We start from the raw sequence: 16302 nt of genomic DNA, 5'->3' as shown, positions 1-16302 counted from the left end.
CTACTTCCCTTTCAATTTCGCCAACACCGCTTTCACGCTTTTAATCCGCGTGTCCACGTCTTCCATCACCATTTCCACGCGCAGTTTGTCGGCGCCGGCGAAACGGTAGTTTTTATTGCTCTGCATTAAGAGAATAATATCCGCCGGTTCGATGGGGGTGTTTTTGCCGAAGGTAAACGTGGCTGCTTCGCCGGTGGCGTCGATGGCGCTGATACCCAGCGCCTTGGCGGTCAGGCGCAGGTGGTGGCTTTCGATGAGCGTTTTTACCGGCTGTTCGGGCAGACCGAAGCGGTCAACCAGCTCTTCATGAATCGCGTTGATTTGCTGCGGGGTTTCGCAGGTGGCGAGGCGTTTGTAGAGTACCAGCCGCTCGTGAATATCGGGGCAGTAGTCTTCCGGCAGCAGCGCGGGGCTGTGCAGCTTGATTTCAGTGGTTACGCCCAAAGGCGCGTCCAAATCTGGCTGGCGGCCTTTTTTCAAATCGCGCACGGCCTGTTTGAGCATTTCGGTATAAAGCGTAAAGCCGACCTGCATCATTTCGCCGCTTTGCCCTTCGCCGAGAATTTCGCCCGCGCCGCGAATTTCCAAATCCTGCATGGCGAGGGTAAAACCGGCGCCTAATTCGTCCGCCGCCGCAATCGCGTCGAGGCGTTTTTCCGCGTCTTTGCTGATGTATTCGGGGGTCAGCAAATAGGCGTAGGCTTGGTGGTGGCTGCGGCCGACGCGCCCGCGCAGCTGGTGCAGCTGCGCCAGACCGAATTTGTCGGCGCGGTTGATGATGATGGTGTTGGCATTGGGGATGTCGATACCGGTTTCGATGATGGTGGAACACAGCAAGACATTAAACCGCTGTTGCAAAAAGTCGCGCATGACCTGCTCCAGCTCGCGTTCGCGCAACTGGCCGTGCGCCACGCCGATACGCGCTTCGGGCAGCAGGGCTTCGAGGCGTTCGCGCACATTTTCTATGGTATCCACTTCATTATGCAGGAAAAATACCTGCCCGCCGCGTTTGAGTTCGCGCAACACGGCTTCGCGCACGCTGCCTTCGCTAAACGGTTTGACAAAGGTTTTCACGGCCAAACGGCGGCTCGGCGCGGTGGTAATCAGCGAGAAGTCGCGCAGGCCTTCCAGCGCCATGCTCAAGGTGCGCGGAATCGGCGTGGCGGTCATGGTGAGAATATCGACATTGGCGCGCAGGCGTTTGAGCTGCTCTTTCTGGCGCACGCCGAAGCGGTGTTCTTCATCGATAATCACCAAGCCTAAGTTTTTGAATTTGATGTCGTCCTGCACCAATTTATGCGTGCCGATGACAATATTCACCGTGCCGTCGGCCATGCCTTCCAGCGCGGCTTTGGTGGCTTTGCCGCTGTTGAAGCGCGACAGGGCGGCGACTTTGACGGAAAAATCGGCGAAGCGGTCGGCGAAATTCTGCGCGTGCTGCTCCACCAAGAGCGTGGTCGGGGCGAGCACGGCGACTTGCTTGCCGCCCATTACGGCGACAAAGGCCGCCCGCAGCGCAACTTCGGTTTTGCCGAAGCCGACATCGCCGCACACCAATCTGTCCATCGGTTTGGCTTGGGTCAAATCTTTGATGACGGCGGCAATCGCGGCGGCTTGGTCTTCGGTTTCTTCGTAGCCGAAACCGTCGGCAAAGGCGCGGTAATCGTCTTCGTTAAACGCGAATTTAAAGCCTTCTTGCGCGGCGCGTTGGGCGTAGAGGTTGAGCAGTTCGGCGGCGGTGTCGCGGGCTTTTTCGGCGGCTTTACGCTTGGCCTTGTTCCACGCCGCGCTGCCGAGTTTGTGCAGCTGCACGTTTTCATGCGCCTGACCGGAATAGCGGCTGATAAGGTGCAGCTGCGACACGGGTACATATAATTGCGCCTCGCCCGCGTATTCCAGCAACATCATCTCGGCGGTTTCGCCGCCCAAGTCCATCGTTACCAAGCCCATATAACGGCCTATGCCGTGTTCTTCGTGCACCACCGGATCGCCGATGTTGATTTCCGCCAAATCACGCAGCAGGCCGTCTGAAACATCAGCGTGTTTGCGGCGGTTGCGTTTGCGGGATTTGGCAACGTATTGGTAGAGGTCGGATTCGGTGATGACGGCGATGTTTTGCTCCGCTAACTGAAAACCATAGGCCAGCGGTGCCACGGTAATCATCAGCGGTTCGGCTGACGACAAAAAGCCCTGCCAATCCGCCACCGCTTTCGGGCGCACGGCGTGCTGCTGCATAAAGCCCAGCATGGTCTCGCGCCGCCCCAAACTTTCGGCGCACACCAGAATCCGCCCGCCGAAGGCCGTCTGAAAATCCAGCAAAGCCTGCAAAGGCTCGTCGGCTTGGCGGTTGACCGCCACATCGGGCAGCGCGTGGGTATCGTCCAAATCCGGCCACACCTGCGCATAGGCTTTCAGACGGCCTGCAAACTGGTCGGCAGTCAGATACAAATGCTGCGGCGGCAGCGGCGGATAAGTTGGGTCGCCCTGCGCCATCGCATAGCGCGATTTGACATCGGCGGCAAAACGCTTGGCCTCGGCGTGGACATCGCCCAAACACACCACCAGCGCGTTTTCCCCCGCATAGTCAAACAGCGTATCCAATTCGTTTTCAAAAAACAGCGGCAGATAATATTCCACCCCCGCGCCGAAGTGACCGTTGCTGACGGCTTTATACACCGCTGCCGCGTTGTAATCACCCTCGATTTCCTCACGGAAACGCGCGCGGAAGATTTTTTGCGCTTCGCCGTCGGTAGGAAACTCGTGCGCGGGCAGCAGGCGGATTTCGGACACGGGCGCAACGGTGCGCTGGCTGTCGGGGTCGAAGGTTTTGATGCTGTCGATTTCGTCATCAAACAAATCTAAACGATAGGGCAGATCCGCCCCCATCGGGAACAAATCCACAATCCCGCCGCGCACGGCAAATTCGCCCGTCGCCACCACATTCGATACATGGTTGTAACCGGCCTCGATCAAATCCGCTTTTAATTGCTCCACATCCAGCGTCTGCCCTGTTTTCAGCCAAAACGTGCGCCCCGCCAAAAAAGCCGCCGGCGCCAATTTCTGCATGGCCGTCGCCACCGGCACAAACACCACATCCGCCGCGCCACTGCGGATTTGCCATAAGGCGGAAAGGCGTTCCGACACCAAATCATGGTGCGGCGAAAAACGCTCGTAAGGCAGCGTTTCCCAGTCGGGCAGGAACACGGCGGTGTCGTTTGGGCGGAAAAACTGCCAGGCCGTCTGAAGGCGCAAAGCCTGCTCGGTGTCTTGCGTGAGCACGATTTTTAATTGCTTATTCGGCAGATGGCGCGCCAAGGCCAAAGGCAGGCTGCCTTGGGACAAATGCAGCCAACGGGATTTTTCGCGGGGTTGGGGAAGGGGGAAATTCATGGGCAGCTTCGTGTGTGAGGCCGTCTGAAAACGAGCGGTTTTCAGACGGCCTAAAAATAAGGGGAAACAGTATTTTAACAAATTCGCACGGTTGTGTTGCGATGACGGTGCGCCCGTAATGCTGGGCGTGTGAAAAATTATGCCAAATATCCACGCAATACGGCTGTGGCTTTCAGTATAATAAGACGAATTTTCCCGTTTTCAAGACAAAGGACGAAACATGAATACCGTAAAAATCAAAAACATCGAATTGGGCGCAGGCAGCCCGAAAATCGCCGTGCCGCTGGTGGCGCAGGATTCAGACGGCCTCAAGCAGGCGCTGGCGGATTTGCAGGGCTTGAGCTTTGATATTGTGGAATTTCGCGTGGACTTTTTGGCGCAGGCGGCGGATGCGGATTATGTGTTGGCGCAAACTGCCCTTGTGCGCCAAGCGCTGCTGGATACGCCGCTCTTGTTTACTTTCCGCCGTGCGGCGGAGGGCGGCTCTTGCCCGTGCAGCGACGATTATTATTTTGAGCTGGTCAACCGCGCCATAGAATCGGGTTTGGTTGATGTAATCGACATTGAGCTGTTTGCCGGTGACGAGCGGGTCAAAGCTGCCGTTGCCGCCGCCAAAGAGCGCGGGGTAACGGCGCTGCTGTGCAACCATGATTTTAACAAAACGCCGCCGAAAGAAGACATTGTCGGCCGTCTGAAAAAGATGGAAAGCCTGGGCGCGGATGTGTGTAAAATCGCGGTGATGCCGCAATCGGCGGCGGATGTGGTGACACTACTGGATGCAACGCAGGAGGTGTTTCAGACGGCCTCGCAGCCGATTGTCACCATGTCGATGGGCAAACTGGGCGTCATCAGCCGTCTGGCAGGGCAGACCTTCGGCTCGGCCATGACCTTCGGCGCGGCCAAACAGGTATCGGCGCCGGGTCAAATCGGGGCAAATGATTTGCGCAAGATTTTGGATGTGTTGGCTTGATGGTCGGCTGAGAATCTGTATTTATAATCTTAATGGCATAGTGAGTAAATTGGGCTGAAATCCTAACGAAAACTTGGGGTAATGGTTAGGTTTGCAATCCAATCTATATAAAAAGGGCTTGCACCCATATGGGTGCAAGCCCTTTTTTCAGACGGCCTCGGCCGTTGTTTCTCCTATATTTTTATCTGCTTACAGTTTGGCCTGCCATTTTTCTGTCCATACCAATTCGTTGTGGCCGCCTTTGAATTCGGCTTTGCCTTCCAATTTATCCAGCAGGCTGTCGAGCAGGTTGCTGTTGGTGTGGTAGGCGTTGACGAAGGTTTTGACCATGGTCGCGTCGTGCAAGTGGGTGGTGTAGTTCAGCGACACAAATACGGTCGGCACTTCGTGTACATACCAAGGCACTTCGTTGGACATCGCGGTTTTCCATTGGATGCGGTAGTTGTTTTGCGCACCGTAGCCGACGACGTTGGCCACGACCAGCGCCAAATCCACTTCTTCGTGGTATTGGTTGATGGAGCCTTTCACGCGGGTTGTGCCGTCGTTGATGGTGACGACGTAGCCGCGCTCTTCTAATTTGGCCACCAGATTGGTGACTAACTTGTTGTCGGAAGCGGCAATGCCTTTGGTTTCGCCTTCGAGGTAATACAGGCGCACGCGTTTGTGTTTGGTTGGATTAATCGGCAGGTTGTGTTGGGTATCTTTAATCAGCGAAATGCCTTTGTCGGCGGCTTCGCGCTGCCATTTGAGGTGTTCTTCGCAGCCGATGATATCCAAAGCAGATTCCGGCAGGGTCAGTTTGCCTTCGGCTTGTTTGACGTGCAGGTTTAATTTGGCTTTTAAGCCCAAGATACGGCGCACGGCGTCATTTAAGCGCTCTTCGGTAATCACGCCTTTTTTGTAGCCGTTGAGCATGTAGTTGTAGTCTTCGTCTAATTGGTTGAAGAACAAGAACATATCGCAACCGGCGGCAATCGCGCCCGGTACGTAGTCTTCACGGCGCATAGCAGAGGTCATGCCCAGCATGTGGCTGGCGTCGGTAATCACCAAACTGTTGAAGCCCAACTGCTCTTTGAGCAAGCCTTGAATCAGCTCTTCGGCCAAGGTTGCGGGCAGGATGTCTTCGTCTTTCAGATTGGGATTCAGTTTTTGTTGGTAATACGGCAGGGCGATGTGGCCGGCCATAATCATTTCTACGCCGTGGTCGATGTGGTGGCGGTACACTTTGCCGAAAGAGTCGTCCCACTCGGCAGGCGAGAGTTCGTTCACGCCCAAAATCAAGTGTTGGTCGCGCTCTTCCGTGCCGTCTCCCGGGAAGTGTTTGATACAGCGGATGATTTCCTGCCCGTCGGTCAGGCCGTCGAGATAGGCTTGGGTGTATTTGATAACGGTGTCGGCATTGGTGCCGTAGGCGCGGGTATTGACGATGGTGTTGCGCCAGTTGTAAAGGATATCCACGCACGGGTCGAAGTTGACGTTTACGCCCAGCGCGGCTTCTTCGCGGCCGGACACCAAACCGGCATGATAGGCCACATCGGTATCGCCCGCTGCTTCGGCATGGGCGCCGGAGGCGATGTAAGTGCCGTCGCTGCATGCGCCGTTACCGCCGGAGTCGCAGTTGGCGGCAATCAAGAGCGGGATTTTGCTGGCTTTTTGCAAATCGTTGAGCAAGCCTTGCACTTTGGTTTTGTCGGCATTCATGTAGCGCGCGCCGCCGATGTGGTAGCGGCTGAGAATTTCTTCGTTGGTCAGCTTGTTGCCGCTGAAAGCGTCTTCGCCAAAGAAGAACAAGTTGACAAACAGCTGGCCGATTTTTTTCTTCATCGGTCAGGCCGGACAATGTGGACTCTACCCATTCGATTTGGGAAGGAGAAAGGTTATAGGGTTTTTGAGTTAAATCAACGAGACGGGACATTTTAACGACTCCTGTGTTGTTAGATTGGTTTACCAATTTTAATTTAACAAATGATGGGTTTATCTGTCAAATTTCTTTTGTGTAAATTTGTTGTATGCCAAATTATATGCCTGTTTAATTGGTGAATGATAAGGTTTGAATGAAGCGGAAAAGGCCGTCTGAACGGCGTAATGGGAATCTTAGATTCCTTTTTGATTCGGTAAAACAGCCTTGTATCGGCGGTTTGCTTGAAAAAGGCCGTCTGAAAAAACATATTTTCAGACGGCCTCGGTATTGTATTTAGGTATTTATCACTAAAGTAAGGGGTGAGTGGTCAGGATAAAAAAAGCGATATGGCGAATCCCCAAATTTGGCATACCAAATTAAACCTGCCAATCAATCGCCGCCAGCCCGTGCGCCTGCAAATAGGCATTGGCCTGCGAAAAATGTTTGCAGCCGAAAAAGCCGCGATAGGCCGAAAGCGGCGAAGGGTGGGGTGCGGTCAAAACCAGATGGCGGTTGCGGTCGATAAACGCGCCTTTTTTCTGTGCATGGCTGCCCCACAGCATAAACACGATATGCTCGCGGTGTTCATTAAGCTGCGCAATCACGCGGTCGGTAAACTGCTCCCAACCCAAGGGCGCATGCGAATGCGCTTGCCCCGCGCGAACGGTCAATACCGTATTGAGCAGCAACACGCCTTGTTCCGCCCAGTGTTGCAAATAGCCGTGCTGCGGGATTTGAAAGCCGGGAATGTCGTCGGCTAACTCCTTGTAAATATTAACCAAAGAGGGCGGAATCTGTACGTCCGGGCGCACGGAAAACGCCAAGCCGTGCGCCTGCCCCGCGCCGTGATACGGGTCTTGCCCCAAAATCACCACCTTGACCTGATCAAATTCGGTGGCCTTAAACGCATTGAACACGTCATGCGCAGGCGGATAAACCGTCTGCCTCGCCTCTCGCTCCTGCCGCACACTGCTGATAATGTGTTGGAAATACGGCTGTGCCTTTTCCGCGCCGATGGCTTCGTGCCAAGTCTGCATAATTGCTTCCTCAAAATAATGGTCGGGTAAATTATAGCGTGAATGCGGCGGTAAAATCCGTTACACTAATGCTTTAAATCGCTTGCACACAAGGAAAACATCATGCGTTCACACCGCCTGCGCGAATTATTGGAACTGCTTGAGCCGTATTGGAAACAAGACCCCGAAATGCACCTGACGCAGATTTTGCAGAAAATTGCCGACGAAGCGGGCTTTGAAAAACCGGTGGCCGAGCTGACCGACGAAGTGATTATCTACCATTTGAAAATGTACGGCCGCGACAAAGATGCGCCGGTGCCGGGCATCGCCAAAGATTACGAAGAAGATTTCAAAACCGCTCTGCTGCGCGCGCGCGGGGTGTTGAAGGATTGATTTGCTTGGTTTTCAATATGAAAGGCCGTCTGAAACATGGGATTGTTTCAGACGGCCTTTGTGTTGTTTTAGTAGGTTGGGTTGCAAACCCAACATTAATCGTCAGGCTCGTTATTTTGTTGGGATTTTATCCCAACCTACGTGATACCTTATTTCAACGGCCGAATTCCCACCGCGTCGCGTACTTTATCCAACATCTCGCGTGCCTCGATACGCGCTTTTTGCGCACCGGCCTGCAAGATTTCTTCGATCTTTGCGGGGTTAGCGGTCAGCGCGGCGTAGCGTTCGCGCGGCTCGGCCAGCTCGCTGTTGATTTTGGCGGCCAGCAGTTTTTTTGCTTCTCCCCAAGCCAGACCTTCGGCCAGCATTTGGGTAAACTCAGCGGTTTCCTGCGCTGTGGCGAAGGCTTTGTAAATCTCAAACAGCGGGCTTTCGTCGGGCTGCTTCGGCTCGCCGGGTTCTTTCAAATTGGTGATGATTTTGTTGACCGATTTTTGGGTTTTTTTGTCGTTTTCCCACAGCGGGATGGTGTTGCCGTAGGATTTGGACATTTTGCGCCCGTCCAAGCCCACCAGCAATTCGACGTTTTCGTCGATTTTCACTTCCGGCAGGGTAAACAGTTCTTTGAAACGGTGGTTGAAGCGTCCGGCAATGTCGCGCGCCATTTCGACGTGTTGGATTTGGTCGCGGCCGACGGGCACTTCGTTGGCGCGGAACATCAGAATATCGGCGGTCATCAGAATCGGATAGCTGTATAAGCCCATTTCAATGCCGTGGTCTTGGTCTTCCTGCCCGTTGTTGAGATTATCCTGTACGGCGGCTTTATAGGCGTGGGCGCGGTTCATCAGGCCTTTGGCGGTAATGCAGGTCAGAATCCAGTTGAGCTCCATGATTTCGGGAATGTCGCTCTGACGGTAAAAAGTGGTGCGCTCGGGGTCGAGGCCGCAGGAAAGCCAGGTTGCGGCAACGGCTTGGGTGGATTCGTGAATCAGATCGGGATCGTGGCATTTGATGATGCCGTGGTAGTTGGCGAGAAACAGAAACGACTCGGTATCCGGCTCGGCGGCGGCGCGGATGGCGGGGCGGATGGCACCGACGTAGTTACCCAAATGCGGGATACCGGTAGTGGTGACGCCGGTTAAGACACGTTTTTTGCTCATGGTTGGCTTTCCTTCAAACAAAATCAAAGGCCGTCTGAAAAATGGCTATAAATGTTAAATTAAGACGGCGAAACGGGTTTGATTATACCTGAATCGGTCGGGTTTTTCAGATGGCCTGAGGATATCATCAGATTAAAGATAATCCGGCATAACTCTCCCTATGTATCGGTTTGCTTTTTAGTCCGTCTGAAAAAGTTATTCACAATTCATTTATTAAAATATATCGAAATAAAACAAATAGATAAAATATTTTTAATATTTTGGTGAAAAAATCAGTTGAGTTATCCACAGATGTCCCTATATAGGTTTCATCAGAACACTATCCTTAAAAGGAAACCTAAGATGAGATTCGATAAACTTACCGCAAAATTCCAGCAAGCCCTGCAAGAAGGCCAGAGTTTGGCTTTGGCGGCCGACAACGGCTATTTGGAAGCCGGACATGTCTTGAAAGCCCTGCTCGACGACCAAAACAGCGGCGCGGGCGCGTTGCTGGCGCATGCCGGCGTCAATGTGGCGCAGGTCAAAACGCAGTTGGCGCAAACCTTAAACAGCCTGCCAAAAATTTCCGGCAACGGCGGCGAAATTACGCCCAGCCGCGAATTGTCCGCCGTATTGAACCTGATGGACAAAGCCGCCGCCAAACGCGGTGACGCTTATATCGCCAGCGAATTGTTTTTACTCGCGCTGGTGCAGCAAAACGATGCCACCGGCAAAATCCTGAAAAACGCCGGTGCAACCGAAGCCAATATCAATGCCGCGATTGACGCGGTGCGAGGAGGACAAACCGTGGATGACGCGAATGCAGAAGACCAACGCGAAGCGTTGAAAAAATACACTTTAGACCTGACCCAGCGTGCGCGCGACGGCAAACTCGACCCCGTTATCGGCCGCGACGACGAAATCCGCCGCGCCATTCAGATATTGCAGCGCCGTACCAAAAACAATCCGGTACTCATCGGCGAGCCGGGTGTGGGTAAAACCGCGATTGTCGAAGGCTTGGCGCAGCGCATCGTCAACGGCGAAGTGCCCGAATCGCTGCGCAACAAACGATTGCTGGTGTTGGATTTGGCCGCGCTGATTGCGGGGGCGAAATACCGCGGCGAATTTGAAGAGCGCCTCAAAGGCGTACTCAACGATTTGGCCAAAGACGACGGCAACACGCTGATTTTCATCGACGAAATCCACACGCTGGTGGGCGCGGGCAAAACCGACGGCGCCATGGATGCGGGCAATATGCTCAAGCCCGCGCTGGCGCGCGGCGAATTGCACTGCATCGGCGCAACCACGCTGGACGAATACCGCCAATACATCGAAAAAGATGCCGCACTGGAACGCCGTTTCCAAAAAGTATTGGTGGGCGAGCCCAGTGTGGAAGACACCATCGCCATTTTGCGCGGCCTGCAGGAGCGTTACGAAATCCACCACGGCATCGACATCACCGACCCGGCGATTGTGGCCGCTGCCGAATTGAGCGACCGCTATATTTCCGACCGCTTCCTGCCGGATAAAGCCATCGACCTGATTGACGAGGCCGCCAGCCGCATCAAAATGGAGCTCGATAGCAAACCGGAGCAGATGGACAAACTCGACCGCCGCATTATCCAACTGAAAATGGAAAAAATGCACGTGGAAAAAGAAAGCGACGAGGCGAGCAAAAAACGCCTCGAGCTGATTGACGAAGAAATCGACGCGCTGCAAAAAGAATACGCCGATTTGGACGAAATCTGGAAAGCCGAAAAAGCCGCCTCGTCCAGCTCTGCCGACATCAAAAAGCAAATCGACGACATCAAAGTCAAAATCGAGCAGGCCAAACGCGCGGGCGACTTTGCCAAAGCCTCCGAGCTGGAATACGGCGAATTGCCCAAGCTGGGCGCGCAGTTGCAGGCCGCCGAGGGCAATCCGGAAGCGAAAAAGGCCAACAAGCTGTTCCGCACCGAAGTGGGTGCCGACGAAGTGGCCGAAATCGTTTCGCGCATGACCGGCATTCCGGTGGCCAAAATGATGGAAGGCGAGCGCGAAAAACTGCTGAAAATGGAAACGGTGCTGCATGAGCGCGTGGTCGGCCAAAACGAAGCCGTACGCGCCGTGTCCGATGCCATCCGCCGCAGCCGCAGCGGTTTGGCCGACCCGAACAAACCTTACGGCAGCTTCCTGTTTTTGGGCCCCACCGGTGTGGGCAAAACCGAATTGTGCAAAACGCTGGCGGGCTTTTTGTTTGACAGAGAAGACCACTTGATCCGCATCGATATGTCGGAGTATATGGAAAAACACGCGGTTGCCCGCTTAATCGGCGCGCCGCCGGGCTATGTCGGCTACGAAGAGGGCGGTTATCTGACCGAACAGGTACGCCGCAAACCGTACAGCGTGATTTTGCTCGACGAAGTGGAAAAAGCCCACCCTGATGTCTTCAACATCCTGCTGCAAGTTTTGGATGACGGCCGTCTGACCGACGGACAAGGCCGTACCGTGAACTTCAAAAACACCGTGATTGTGATGACTTCCAACATCGGCAGCCAGCACATTCAGGAAATGGGTACTGCCGATTACGATGCGCTCAAAGAAGTGGTGATGGAAGACGTAAAAGCCTACTTCCGCCCCGAATTGATTAACCGTATCGACGAAGTGGTGGTGTTCCACGGCTTGAACCAAGAAAACATCCGCAATATCGCCAAAATCCAACTGCGCGGTTTGGAAAAACGTCTGGAAGCGCAAGATTTGCATTTGAGCGTGACCGATGCCGCTTTGGACGTATTGGCGCAAGCCGGTTTCGATCCGGTATATGGTGCGCGTCCGCTCAAACGCGCCATCCAGTCCGAAATCGAAAACCCGTTGGCCAAAGTGCTGCTGGCCGGACAATATGCGCCGGAAAGCGAAATCAAAATCGATGCGAAAGATGGCAAGCTGGTGTTTGAGTGATAAGTAACTAATTGATTAGTTAGAAGAAAAAGGTCGTCTGAAAATCAAAAAAGATTTTCGGACGGCCTTTTTAGATAATTATAAGATAATGAGAATTGATATTAATAGTGATTTAATCTAAGATAAGCACTCAGCGATTTGAAAGCAGCAGCCATGAAATTCAATTTCCCCATTACCGTCGATATGTGTGAATTTATCAGAAGCGGCCGTTTTGATTATATCGAAATCGGGCAGAGCGATGAGGCGATTTTGCAGATGTTCCCTGATCCCGATTGTGTGTCCGGCGGTTTGGTGGTGAAAAAAGGCTGGAACATCTGGCTTTACGGCAATGTGGAATTTCATTTTTCAGACGGCCGTCTGAATCAGATTAGAGTAGAAAACCTAGCGTTTGAAGGCGTACACGGCGGGCGTTCGATTATGCTGCGGCCGTGGATATTCGCGCAGACGGAGCAGTTGAACCTAAATGAGGTATTGGGTGCGCTGATTCGACAGCATATTGATTTTATCAAAACCGAAGAAAAAGCCGCCGTGGTTTTGCGTTTGCAAAGCGGGGTGGATTTGGTGTTTGAAAAAGACGGTGTGCAGCGCTTGCAGGCATTATGCAAAGGCAAAGCTAAGTTACCGCAGTGGGTGGCGGAGGCCGTCTGAAAAGGCAGGCAGGTTGGGTTGCCTGTACTGCTAAATTTAGCGGCGTAGCGGGATTATCATCCAAGTCCCATATCGTTATAGTTTTGAATAATATAATAAAAAGGCCGTTTCAGACGGCCTTTTTATTTATTTCGCAAGCGGATTTTTGTTGCCTTCCACAATCTTTAATCCGGCGCTGACCAAGCTGCCGATGTCGGCGACGTTGGCGGGCATAATCAGGGTGTTGCCTTCTTTGGCCAGTTTGGAGAACGCGGCTACATATTGCTCGGCCACTTTCAGGTTCACCGCTTCATTACCGCCCGGTGTTTGCAGCGCGTCGGCGATTTGACGGATGGCGTCGGCGTTGGCTTCGGCCACTAAACGCAGGGCTTCGGCTTCGCCTTGGGCGCGGTTGATACGGGCGACTTTTTCGCCGTTGGAGGCGTTGATGGCGGCTTGCGCTTCGCCTTCGGACTGTTGAATTTCGGCTTCGCGCTGGCCGCTGGCGAGGTTGATTTGCTCGATTTTGCGGCCTTCGGATTCGGCGATACGGGCGCGTTTTTCACGTTCGGCGGTAATCTGCACCTGCATGGAGCGTAGGATTTCCTGCGGCGGAATCAGGTCTTTGATTTCGTAACGCAACACTTTCACGCCCCAAGATACGGCGGCTTCGTCCAGCGCGGCCACGACAATGCTGTTGATTTCGTCACGCTCTTCAAAGGTTTTGTCCAATTCCATGCGACCGATAACCGAGCGCAGTGTGGTTTGCGCCAGCTGGGTGATGGCGAGGATGTAGTTGCTGGTGCCATAGGAGGCCAGCTTAGGGTCGGTGACTTGGAAATAGATAATGCCGTCAACGGTAAGCTGGGTGTTGTCGCGGGTGATACACACCTGGCTGGGCACGTCCAGCGGGATTTCTTTGAGCGAATGGCGGTAGGCCACGCGGTCGATAAAGGGAATCAGGATGTTCAGGCCGGGATTGAGCACTTTGTAAAAACGCCCTAAACGCTCGACAATATAGGCCTCTTGCTGCGGCACGACGGTAAAGGCTTTGAAGCCGAACAAAACGACGACAATCAAAATCAAAACGGGAAAACTGTATAACAATTCCATAGGGTTGCTCCTTACAAGCGTTACAACAGACGTTTAATGCAGATGAACCAATAAAACATTACCGTTTTTGCCGGTAATCACGGCGGTGTGTGGCTGGGAAACGGAAGCGGGGTTGAGCGCCTGCGCCTGCCAGTGCGTACCGCGATACAAGACTTCGTAGCGGTCGGTGTGTAGATGGCGCAGGATTTGCACAGTTTGGCCGATGTCCAAATCGTTTTGCGCCATTTCTTCAGCGGGGCTGCGGCGGTGTTCGCGTATCCAGCCTTGCGACAGCCAAATGCCGAGCGCAGACAAAACGGCAGCGGTGATGACGGCCGCCGTGATATTGTCGGTCAACCAAGCCACCACGCCCGCGCCGAAGAGGGCGGCGCTGACCACCAGCAGATAAACCGTACCGGCAAACAGCTCGAAAATCAGCAGCAGCGCGGCGGCGATAAACCAAGTCGTCATATCCTTATTATCCTCGGATGGGGTAGGCAGGATTTTGATTATAAAATAAAAACACGGAGAAAGGGGAAGAAACGGAATTTTCAGACGGCCAATGCGCGGTAAATCAGATACGCGCCGAAGCCGAGAAAAAACAGTCCGGCAAAATTGTCCAGCCAGCGGCTGTAACGGCTATAAAAGCGTTTGACCGTTTGGCCGGAAAAGAGCAGGGCGATGGCGCTGAAATACGCCAGCGTTTCGGCCAACAGCAGCAGCAACACGCCTGCAATCTGCCAACCGGAACGGATTTCCGACAATACCGCCGACATGACGCTGCTGAAGTAAATCACCACTTTGGGATTGGAGAGATTGACCAGCAGCCCTTTTTTCGCCTCATTTAGCGGCGAAGATACCGCAGCAGGCGCGGCGGCACGGTATTCTTGAAATTGCGCACTTTCGCGTACACGCACCATTTGCCAGCCCAAATACATCAAATAACCGCCGCCCAAAACCATCAACATGGCATTAAAGGCTGGAAACGCCTTGAGCAGCAGCGCCAAGCCGAGCATGGTGGCCGATGCCCAAAACATTACGCCGACCACAATGCCGAATGCGGCACAGACGGCGTTTTTGCGCCCGCTAACCGCAGCGGTGCGTGCGATATAGAAAAAATCGGGACCGGGCGTCATCATACCGAGTAAATGGACGACGGCGATATTAAAAATCATCATGGCAAATCGGCGCAAACGTGGGTAACGGCTGCTATAATAGCATTGTTTTAAGATTAACGGCTGACAAGGAACATCCGATGAAATTTTCTCCCGTATTGCTGACAGCCGTTTTGCTGGCGGCCTGCGGCGGCGCAGACGAGCAAACGCCGAAAAAGCCCGCCGACAATGCCCCCAAGCCGGTATTCCTCGTTAAATTTATCAGCGCCGACGTGTGGCGCGGCTTGCCGCTGGGCGCTGGGCAAAGCAGCCGGGGGGAAGACGGCAAAACCCGCGTGCGCTATCCGATTGTCGGTTTGGACGGTGGACAAAACATGCTGGAAGCCGTCGGCAACCATCGCGGCGATTTGGAAGCCGTTAACGGGCAATGCATGGAAACCGACCGTTCCGGCAATTCGGCCGGTTGGCCGCAAGAGGGCATTTGCGCCAAACTGTTTGCCCGCCTGACCGCCAATGTTGCGCAAGAGCCGGATAAAATTTCGGCCTACCTGATACGCCATGCCGCCTTGCAGCCGTATCACAGCGGCGCATCGGGCTATGCCGCCGTGCAAAACGGGCGTTATATTTTGGAAACGGACAGCAGCGGCGCATTCAGTTTCCGGCGGCGGCATTATTAATGACTGCTGTCGGACAATAGCGGTCTGTCAGCCACCTGTTGACGGGATATGTTTCAAACGGGCAGCCATAAAAATCTTCTTTCAGACGGCCTTACCCTATCCAAGGCCGTCTGAAAACCTATTAAACGGAGTGATAATATGGAACAAAGAACATTAGGCAAAAGCGGTATCCAAGTGAGCAAAATCTGCTTGGGTACGATGACTTGGGGCGAGCAAAACAGCGAAGCTGAGGCGCATGAGCAACTGGATTTCGCGCTGGCGAACGACGTGAATTTTATCGACACGGCCGAGATGTACCCCGTGCCGCCGAGCAAAGAAACCTATACCACCACCGAGCGTTATATCGGCTCATGGATTAAAGCGCGCGGCAAACGCGATGATTTTGTGTTGGCCAGCAAAATCGCAGGCCCGACTTCCGCCAACCGTTTGGACAACTACATCCGCAACGGCAACGATTTTTCCCGTGCGCAAATTTTCGAGGCCTGCGAAGCCAGCCTGAAACGCCTAAATACCGATTATCTGGATTTATACCAATTGCATTGGCCGGAACGTCAAGGCAATTTTTTCGGCAAACTGGGTTTGGTGCAATTAGCTGACAACGAGCAGTTTACCGCCTTTGTCGAAATTGTCGATGCAATGGGCGAACTGGTGAAGCAGGGCAAAATCCGCGCATTCGGCGTGTCCAACGAAACCCCGTGGGGCGTATGCGTTATCTGAACCAATACGAGCAAAACCCCGAGCTGCCGCGCGTAGCCTCCATCCAAAATCCGTATAACCTGCTCAACCGCAGCTTTGAAGTCGGCTTGAGCGAAATCGCCCTGCGCGAAGACGTGCCGCTGCTGGCTTACTCGCCTTTGGCGATGGGCGTGTTGAGTGGCAAATACCGCCACGGCGCAAAACCGGCCGACAGCCGCTTGGTGTTGTTTGAGCGTTTCCAGCGTTACAGCAAGCCCAAGGGCATGGAAGCGGTAGAGCGCTACGCCCAAATCGCCGACGAAGCCGGTCTGACCCTGACTCAATTGTCGTTGGCTTTTGTCACGCAGTAA

At 53.8% G+C, this 16302-nt stretch carries 14 protein-coding genes; 7 read left to right on the top strand and 7 right to left on the bottom strand.

Annotation, left to right across the window (positions count from 1 at the left end):
• Nucleotides 1-3390, bottom strand: coding sequence for a transcription-repair coupling factor (mfd, locus tag J2T37_RS02960; protein ID WP_253353704.1), 3390 nt, complete (start codon nt 3388-3390; stop codon nt 1-3).
• A 220-nt stretch (nt 3391-3610) separates the two neighbouring features.
• On the opposite strand from mfd, the gene aroD reads away from it, so the two are divergent.
• Nucleotides 3611-4360: a type I 3-dehydroquinate dehydratase gene (gene aroD, locus J2T37_RS02955; protein WP_253353703.1), complete on the top strand. Its 750-nt coding sequence runs from the start codon at nt 3611-3613 to the stop codon at nt 4358-4360.
• 189 nt (nt 4361-4549) lie between these two features.
• Here the strand turns inward: aroD and J2T37_RS02950 are convergent, their stop codons facing one another.
• Together J2T37_RS02950 and ung are read right to left on the bottom strand one after the other, a co-directional pair.
• A complete protein-coding gene (locus tag J2T37_RS02950) occupies nt 4550-6184 on the bottom strand; it encodes a glycoside hydrolase family 3 protein (protein WP_253353702.1) in 1635 nt (544 codons plus the stop codon).
• Between the two features lie 453 nt (nt 6185-6637).
• Nucleotides 6638-7300 carry a uracil-DNA glycosylase gene (gene ung, locus J2T37_RS02945; RefSeq protein ID WP_367398802.1) on the bottom strand — a complete coding sequence of 221 codons (663 nt, stop codon included), beginning with the start codon at nt 7298-7300 and terminating at the stop codon, nt 6638-6640.
• A gap of 99 nt (nt 7301-7399) precedes the next feature.
• Between ung and J2T37_RS02940 the strand changes: the two genes are divergently transcribed.
• Entirely contained in the window at nt 7400-7669 is a 270-nt protein-coding gene (locus J2T37_RS02940) for a YihD family protein (protein ID WP_253353700.1), read from the top strand.
• A 149-nt stretch (nt 7670-7818) separates the two neighbouring features.
• On the opposite strand, the gene trpS is transcribed toward J2T37_RS02940, so the two are convergent.
• Nucleotides 7819-8829 (bottom strand): tryptophan--tRNA ligase, encoded by a 1011-nt coding sequence (gene trpS, locus J2T37_RS02935; RefSeq protein ID WP_253353699.1) that lies wholly within the window; start codon nt 8827-8829, stop codon nt 7819-7821.
• Nucleotides 8830-9171: 342 nt separating this feature from the next.
• On the opposite strand from trpS, the gene clpB reads away from it, so the two are divergent.
• Together clpB and J2T37_RS02925 are read left to right on the top strand one after the other, a co-directional pair.
• The gene (clpB, locus tag J2T37_RS02930) at nt 9172-11745 is read left to right on the top strand and encodes an ATP-dependent chaperone ClpB (protein WP_253353698.1); all 2574 of its coding nucleotides are present in this window, start codon (nt 9172-9174) and stop codon (nt 11743-11745) included.
• A gap of 153 nt (nt 11746-11898) precedes the next feature.
• Complete coding sequence (locus J2T37_RS02925; protein ID WP_253353697.1) at nt 11899-12393, top strand: hypothetical protein; 495 nt, start codon at nt 11899-11901, stop codon at nt 12391-12393.
• Nucleotides 12394-12519: 126 nt separating this feature from the next.
• Here the strand turns inward: J2T37_RS02925 and J2T37_RS02920 are convergent, their stop codons facing one another.
• The 3 genes from J2T37_RS02920 to J2T37_RS02910 form a co-directional block, all read right to left on the bottom strand.
• Nucleotides 12520-13485, bottom strand: coding sequence for an SPFH domain-containing protein (locus J2T37_RS02920; protein ID WP_253353696.1), 966 nt, complete (start codon nt 13483-13485; stop codon nt 12520-12522).
• 33 nt (nt 13486-13518) lie between these two features.
• Nucleotides 13519-13935, bottom strand: a complete 417-nt coding sequence (locus J2T37_RS02915; protein ID WP_253353695.1) for an NfeD family protein — start codon at nt 13933-13935, stop codon at nt 13519-13521.
• An 80-nt stretch (nt 13936-14015) separates the two neighbouring features.
• Nucleotides 14016-14642 (bottom strand): LysE family transporter, encoded by a 627-nt coding sequence (locus J2T37_RS02910; RefSeq protein WP_253353694.1) that lies wholly within the window; start codon nt 14640-14642, stop codon nt 14016-14018.
• A gap of 77 nt (nt 14643-14719) precedes the next feature.
• On the opposite strand from J2T37_RS02910, the gene J2T37_RS02905 reads away from it, so the two are divergent.
• The 3 genes from J2T37_RS02905 to J2T37_RS11555 all read left to right on the top strand — a co-directional run bounded on the left by J2T37_RS02905 (nt 14720) and on the right by J2T37_RS11555 (nt 16302).
• Nucleotides 14720-15256: a hypothetical protein gene (locus tag J2T37_RS02905; protein ID WP_253353693.1), complete on the top strand. Its 537-nt coding sequence runs from the start codon at nt 14720-14722 to the stop codon at nt 15254-15256.
• Between the two features lie 138 nt (nt 15257-15394).
• Nucleotides 15395-15973 carry an aldo/keto reductase gene (locus J2T37_RS11560; RefSeq protein WP_437179432.1) on the top strand — a complete coding sequence of 193 codons (579 nt, stop codon included), beginning with the start codon at nt 15395-15397 and terminating at the stop codon, nt 15971-15973.
• Nucleotides 15961-16302, top strand: a complete 342-nt coding sequence (locus J2T37_RS11555; protein WP_437179435.1) for an aldo/keto reductase — start codon at nt 15961-15963, stop codon at nt 16300-16302. The genes J2T37_RS11560 and J2T37_RS11555 overlap by 13 nt, the downstream gene beginning before the upstream one ends.

It is taken from the genome of Neisseria perflava, from assembly GCF_024170405.1.
GTDB classification, from domain to species: Bacteria; Pseudomonadota; Gammaproteobacteria; order Burkholderiales; family Neisseriaceae; genus Neisseria; species Neisseria perflava_B.
This window is presented reverse-complemented; position numbering and strand designations above follow the sequence as displayed.

Bases quoted from the DNA above. Each gene is read 5' to 3' on its own strand.
- mfd (WP_253353704.1), bottom strand. From the start codon at position 3,390: ATGAATTTCCCCCTTCCCCAACCCCGCGAAAAATCCCGTTGGCTGCAT.
- aroD (WP_253353703.1), top strand. From the start codon at position 3,611: ATGAATACCGTAAAAATCAAAAACATCGAATTGGGCGCAGGCAGCCCG.
- J2T37_RS02950 (WP_253353702.1), bottom strand. From the start codon at position 6,184: ATGAAGAAAAAAATCGGCCAGCTGTTTGTCAACTTGTTCTTCTTTGGC.
- J2T37_RS02940 (WP_253353700.1), top strand. From the start codon at position 7,400: ATGCGTTCACACCGCCTGCGCGAATTATTGGAACTGCTTGAGCCGTAT.
- trpS (WP_253353699.1), bottom strand. From the start codon at position 8,829: ATGAGCAAAAAACGTGTCTTAACCGGCGTCACCACTACCGGTATCCCG.
- clpB (WP_253353698.1), top strand. From the start codon at position 9,172: ATGAGATTCGATAAACTTACCGCAAAATTCCAGCAAGCCCTGCAAGAA.
- J2T37_RS02925 (WP_253353697.1), top strand. From the start codon at position 11,899: ATGAAATTCAATTTCCCCATTACCGTCGATATGTGTGAATTTATCAGA.
- J2T37_RS02920 (WP_253353696.1), bottom strand. From the start codon at position 13,485: ATGGAATTGTTATACAGTTTTCCCGTTTTGATTTTGATTGTCGTCGTT.
- J2T37_RS02915 (WP_253353695.1), bottom strand. From the start codon at position 13,935: ATGACGACTTGGTTTATCGCCGCCGCGCTGCTGCTGATTTTCGAGCTG.
- J2T37_RS02910 (WP_253353694.1), bottom strand. From the start codon at position 14,642: ATGATGATTTTTAATATCGCCGTCGTCCATTTACTCGGTATGATGACG.
- J2T37_RS02905 (WP_253353693.1), top strand. From the start codon at position 14,720: ATGAAATTTTCTCCCGTATTGCTGACAGCCGTTTTGCTGGCGGCCTGC.
- J2T37_RS11560 (WP_437179432.1), top strand. From the start codon at position 15,395: ATGGAACAAAGAACATTAGGCAAAAGCGGTATCCAAGTGAGCAAAATC.
- J2T37_RS11555 (WP_437179435.1), top strand. From the start codon at position 15,961: ATGCGTTATCTGAACCAATACGAGCAAAACCCCGAGCTGCCGCGCGTA.